Here is a 5,775-nt window from a genome sequence, read left to right as displayed (position 1 = left end):
CGGGTACCTCCCGCCACCACCGGCCGCCCCGCACGGCCGCCTGCACGACCGGCGCCCGGCGGGCGGCGTCGGCCAGCGCCGCCACCACGCCGGCCCGGTCGGCGATGCCCTCGCCGGCGGCCGCCGCCGCGGCGAGCGCCTCCAGGTGGGCGCCGGTGGCGAGGTCGACGGACTGGAGCACGGCGTGCACGGCCCGCCCGACGGCGGCACCCCCACCCGGTGCCCGGTCGGCCGCCGCCGGCCTCGGCGGCGGACCGGTGAGGTCCAGCACCAGCTGCTCGGGCCCGCCCACGGGCGCGGCGCCGGCGGGCTCGCCGCCGTGCTCGGGAGCGTGCGCCGGCGCGGCGTGGTCATGGGCCGCACTGCCGAGCTCCGGAGCGACCGGTATGCCTCTGTCGCCCTCCACGGCGTCGACCGCGTCGCCGGGGGTCGCCTCGCCGCCGAGCGGCGGGGCCGGGACGCCCGGACCGGCGGCCGCCTCGGAGGCGGTCCCTACAGCGTCGGCGGGTGACTGAGGCGGGTCGCCGAAACCGTTGGCCGCGGCGGCGGTCGTGGTCGCGGGGAGGTCGGTGAGGGCCGTGGCGACGACCGTGGGCGGGAGGTGGGAGCGGGCGACGGCGGCGGCCGTGGCCGCCGTCCACGGGCCGCGGTCGGGTGCGGCCGGCGGCGAAGTGGAGGGGGGCGCCAGCGGGGCGGCGGTGGCCGGGGCGGGGTCGAGGCGGCGGCAGCCCGTCTCGTCGGTGCAGAGGCCGGACAGGAGCTCGGCGGCCGAGCGGCGGGCGCCGTTGGTGGGCTTGTGGAACAGGCTGACGACGAGGTGGTCGCGGGCCCGGGTGGCGGCGACGTACAGGAGGCGGTGGCCCTCCAGCTCCTCCATCCGCGCCTCGGTCAGGCGGTGGTCGTCGTAGCCGGGCGTCTCGAACCGGTTGGCGTCCTTGGCGCCGACGGCGACCTCGGGGCCGCCGTCGCCCCAGAGCACCGTCGCCGAGCGGGTGTCGACGGCGCCGCCCAGCCCGGCCAGCACGACGGCCGGGAACTCGAGGCCCTTCGCGCCGTGGACGGTGAGGATGCGAACGGCGTCGTCGTCGCCCTCGGGCGCGACGACCTCGAGCACCCTCGCGTCCTCGTCGGCCTGGCGCCGGGCCCATGCCAGGAACCCGCCGAGGCTCAGCCCGCCGCGCTCGGCCCACGCCCTGGCCTGGTCGACGAGGAAGCGGAGGCGCCGCCAGTGGTCGCGGGGCCGAGGGTGGGCGGTGGTGAGCTCGACCAGCCGCCGCTCCCGCACCACGCGGGCGACCAGGTCGGGCACCGGCTCCCACCAGCGCCGCTCGTGCAGGGCGGCCAGGTCGGCGAGCGCGGCGGCGACCGGGTGGTCGGCGGGGAGGCCCTCCGGCGGGTCCCGACGGGGGTCCCAGCTGCCGCCGGCGGCCCGCCACTCGGCGAGCTCGTCGTCCGCGCAGGCGAACCCCAGCGAGCGCAGGGCGGCCACCACGGCGACGGCGTCGCCGGGGTCGTCGACGGCCTCGAGCACGGCCAGCAGCTCGCGCACCTCGTCGGTGGCGAACACGAGCGACCGGCTCTCGATGCGGTACGGGACGTCGGCGGCGTCGAGCGCCCGCTCGATGGCGCCGAGCGGCGTGCGGGTGGGCACGAGCAGGGCGACGTCGGCGAAGGTCAGCGGCCGGGGCCGGTCGTCCTCCAGCACCGGCCAGCCCTCGTCCCGCATGCGGCGCACGAGCCCGGCGACGGCGGCCGCCTCGTGCTCCCGCACCACCCCCATCGACGCCCCGTCGAGGGGGCCGCCGACCACGGCGACGGCGGGCCCGCCCTCGCCGTCGAGCACCTCCTCCCGGCTGGGCTCGAGGTCGACGTAGGCCGGCTGCGCGCCCGGCTCGCCCTCGCCGATGATCGAGCCGAAGGCTCGGTTGACCCACGCCAGCACCGACGGGACCGTGCGGAAGTTGCGGGACAGCCGGACGAGGCCGCCGTTGAACCGGATGGCGGCCCGGTCGTAGAGGGCGATGTCGGCCCGCCGGAACCGGTAGATCGACTGCTTCGGGTCGCCGACGAGGAACAGCTTCCCCGGCACCAGCCGGGCCCGGTCCCACGGCGGCGCCGGGTCGGCCGCCGGGTCGTCCAGCGCGAGCAGGGCGGCGATCTCGATCTGGAGCGGGTCGGTGTCCTGGAACTCGTCGAGGAGGAGGCGGTCCCACCGCCGGGACTCCTCGACCCGGACCGGCACCGACCGCCGGAGCAGGTCGCGGGCCAGCACGAGCAGGTCGTGGAAGGCCAGGCGCCCGGCCGCCCGGCGCTCGCCGGCGAGGTCGAGCACGAAGCGCCGCAGCGGCGGGAGCAGGGCGGTGAGCGCGGCCTGGCGGGCGGCGTGGAGCACCGCGACCCGGTGCCGCTCGGCCTCCTCGACCGCCTGTGTGACGGCCGGCTTGTCGCCGCCCCACACCGCGGCGGACCCCCGGTTGCCGGGCCGCAGGCGGGCCCCGTCGAGGGCCCGCAGCACGTCCACCTCGTCGCCGTCGGCGGCCGCGGCGGCGAGGCGCGCCCGGAACGGCGCCACCTCGTCCTCCAGGTAGCGGGCCAGGCGGTCGTCGGCCGGGTGGCGGCCCACGTGCTCGCAGGCGAGGTCGAGGGCGGCGAGGACCGGCCCGGGGTCGACGGCGGGCGGCGGGACGACGGCGAGGTCGACGTCCACCAGGCGGTCCCACGAGGCGTGGAAGGCCTCGGCCACGGCCCGGAGGTGCGCGGGTGACAGGCGCAGCGCGAACGCCCGCAGCAGGGCGGGCTCGTGGGCGGGGTCGGCCAGGAGCTCGCCCACGAAGGCCTGCCACCGCTCCTCGACCTCGACCCGCTCCTCGACCTCGTCGACGATCTCGAAACCGGGCGGCACGCCGGCCTCGAGCGGGTGGTCGGCGAGGATCCGGGCCGCGAACCCGTGCAGGGTGGTGACGGCGGCGTCGTCGACCGTCGCCGCTCCGGCCGCGCACCTCGCCCGCTCGTCGGCCGGGAGGGTGTCGTCGGCCGCCGCGTCCTCCAGCCCGGCCCGCACCCGCTCCCGCAGCTCGGCCGCGGCGGCCTCGGTGAACGTGATCGCCGCCAGCCGGCCGAGGTCGGTGACCCGCCCGGTGGCGACCAGGCGCACGACCCGGGCGACCAGGGCGGTGGTCTTGCCCGTGCCCGCGCCGGCCTCGACGAACAGGGTGGCGTCGAGGTCCTCGGCGATGCGGCGCCTGGCCGCCTCGTCGGTCACGACCCCTCCACCAGCTCGACGTACCGGGCCAGCGGCTCGGCCTCCCTGACCCGCTCCCACTGCTCGGTCCGCGCCGCCGGGCAGATGCGGTCGTAGGGGCAGCCCCGGCAGTGGGCGGGGCCGAACCAGCCGTCGTCGTCGCCCGGCCGGGCCGGGAAGTGGCCGGCCTCGATCCCGTCGGCGACGACCCTGACGACCTCCTCGACCCGCCGGTCGGCCGCCTCGTCCACGGCGCCGCCCAGACGGAGGAACCGGCCCTTCTCGGTGACGAACCAGTACCGGGCGTCGACCGGGCCGTCGCCCCACCTGGCCCTGGCCGCCCGGCCGTACACGCCGAGCTGGAGGAGCCGGCCGCCCGCGGTCACGTCGGCGCCGTCCCGCAGCGCCTCGTAGCCGCGGGTGCCGCCCGTCTTGTAGTCGACGACCTCGACGGCACCGCCCGGCCCGGCGTCGACCCGGTCGATCACCCCCCGGAACACGACCCGCCGCTCGACGCCGACGACGACCTCGACGGGCGGCTCGTCGCCGAAGCCGAAGGCGTGCTCGACGGCGACCGGCGCGGTGCCGGCGGCCACCCGGTGGCGACTGTCCAGGTCGAGGGTGACGGCCAGGTCGCGGACCATGCGGGACCACTCGAGCCGCCAGAGCAGCGGCCGCCCGGTGCGCCCGGCCTGCTCCAGTCGGCGACGGGCGGCCTCGGCGACCTCGCGCAGGCGGGCGTGGTCGTCCGGGCCCCACGGCTCGCCGGGCGCCATCGAGCCGACGCGGGGGCGGACCACCGCCTCGAGGACGGCGTGGACGAGCGACCCCTTGTCGAGCGGGCCGATCGTGTCCGCCTCGGCCGGGTCGTCGAGGCCGGTCACCCGGAGGACCGAGTGGAGGAAGTACTGGAACGGGCAGGTCGCCCAGCGCTCGAGCGCGGTCGGCGAGCGGGGCCGGCCGTCGGTGACGGCGAGCTCGGGACGGGGGCCGACCAGCCCGGTCCACACCGAGAACTCGCCCCGGCGCCGGGCCTCGACGGCCGCCAGCCCCCTCGCCAGCGCGGGCGCCACCGCCGCCGCCGGGGCCCCGGCGAGCAGGGCCGACAGCTCCCACTCCCCCTCGGTCGCCGGCTCGCGCCCCGCCGCCAGCCACCACGTGAACGACGGCAGGTCGACCAGCCAGGCCGCGCCGGCGGCGGCCAGCGCCGGCAGGTCGGCGCTGCGGACGGTGCGCCCCGCCAGGGCCGACGCCGTGTCCAGCAACCAGGGCGCCGGGAGCAGGCGGCGCTGGGCCCTCGGGTCGGTCCGCGGGTACGACACGGTGGCGTGCCCGGCGCCGGCGAGGGCGGCCAGCAGGTCCCGGTGCTCCTCGCCGCGGGTGCGGGCCCGCGTCGGCAGGTCGACCCCGGCGGCGCGCCGCTCGCGATCCGGCAGCAGCGGGTCGTCCCCACCCTTCGGCGGGAACCTCCCGTCGTCCATGCCGAGGACGACGAGCCGGTCGACCTCGACGCCGACCAGGTCGCCCACCCGGGCGACGATCACGCCCCGCCCGAACCCGCCGCCCCGCACCGGCGCGGCGAGCTCGCGCTCCAGCACGCGGCGCAGGAGGGCGGCGTCGGCCCCCGGCTCGACGCCCCCGAGGCCGGCCAGCTCGTCGAGCACGGCGAGGACCCGCTCGCCGGCCGCCTGCTCCTCCGCCGGCCACGCCGACCAGCGGGACCGGCCCCCGAGGTAGCGGGCCAGCAGGCCCTTCGCCCACGACGCCAGCGCCGGCCAGCCCCGGCGGGCGCCCGGGTCGGACCGCTCGGCCAGCTCCGCCACGAACGCGGCCAGCCGGTCGACCTCGGCCCGGTCCGCCGCCACCCGCTCGACCCAGCGCTCCTCCTCGGCCCCGGCTGCCCCGGCCAGCCGGTCGTCCAGCCCGGCGGCGAGGTGCCCGAGCCGGGCCGCCCACTGCTCGGGCCCGGCCGACACCCCGGCCTGCCGGGAGAGGCGGTCCCACCGGCCGACGTGGGCCCGCTGGCCGTCGGCGTCGAGGATCGGCCCGCTGCGCAGCCAGCGCAGGACCTCGGCCCTGTCGAGGCGGCGGTCGGGCAGGGCGAGCAGGCCGAGGAGCACCCGCCCGGCGACGGACTGGGCCACCGTGCGAGTGGGCGGGGCGTGGTGGGCCAGTCCGGCCGCCGAGAGCGCCTCGGAGAGCAGCAGGTCGTACGGCGAGCCGAGGCGGGTGGCGAGCGCGACGCGGTCGGCCCGGTGGGACGGGTCGGCGGCCAGCCAGGCGACCACCTGGCGCACGGCCACCCGCACCTCCTCCTCCGGGTCCGGCGCCCGCACGACGACGTCGCCCGTGGGCGGCGCGGGCGCCTCGGCCCCGACCACCGGGTCGCCGAGGAGCGGGGCCAGCCGGTCCACCACCCGGCGGGCGGGCTCGTCGGCGTCGGCCGCGCCCGTCACGCCGACCACCGCGGTGAGGCCGCCGCCGACCCCGAGGGCGGCGACGAGCGCGACCTCGGGCCCGGTCAGGCGCCGGGG

The 5,775-nt window shown here is 79.5% G+C and carries 2 protein-coding genes; both read right to left on the bottom strand.

The annotated features are described in order from the left end of the window. Nucleotides 1-3,262 (bottom strand): UvrD-helicase domain-containing protein (locus VGB14_02145; GenBank protein HEX9991708.1); only part of this gene is annotated, 3,262 nt, incomplete at its 3' end. Beyond that, nucleotides 3,259-5,775: PD-(D/E)XK nuclease family protein (locus VGB14_02140; protein HEX9991707.1), on the bottom strand; the 2,517-nt coding region annotated here is incomplete at its 5' end. The genes VGB14_02145 and VGB14_02140, both read right to left, overlap by 4 nt.

Source organism: Acidimicrobiales bacterium, assembly GCA_036399815.1.
In the GTDB taxonomy this organism is placed as follows: Bacteria; Actinomycetota; Acidimicrobiia; order Acidimicrobiales; family DASWMK01; genus DASWMK01.
This window is presented reverse-complemented; position numbering and strand designations above follow the sequence as displayed.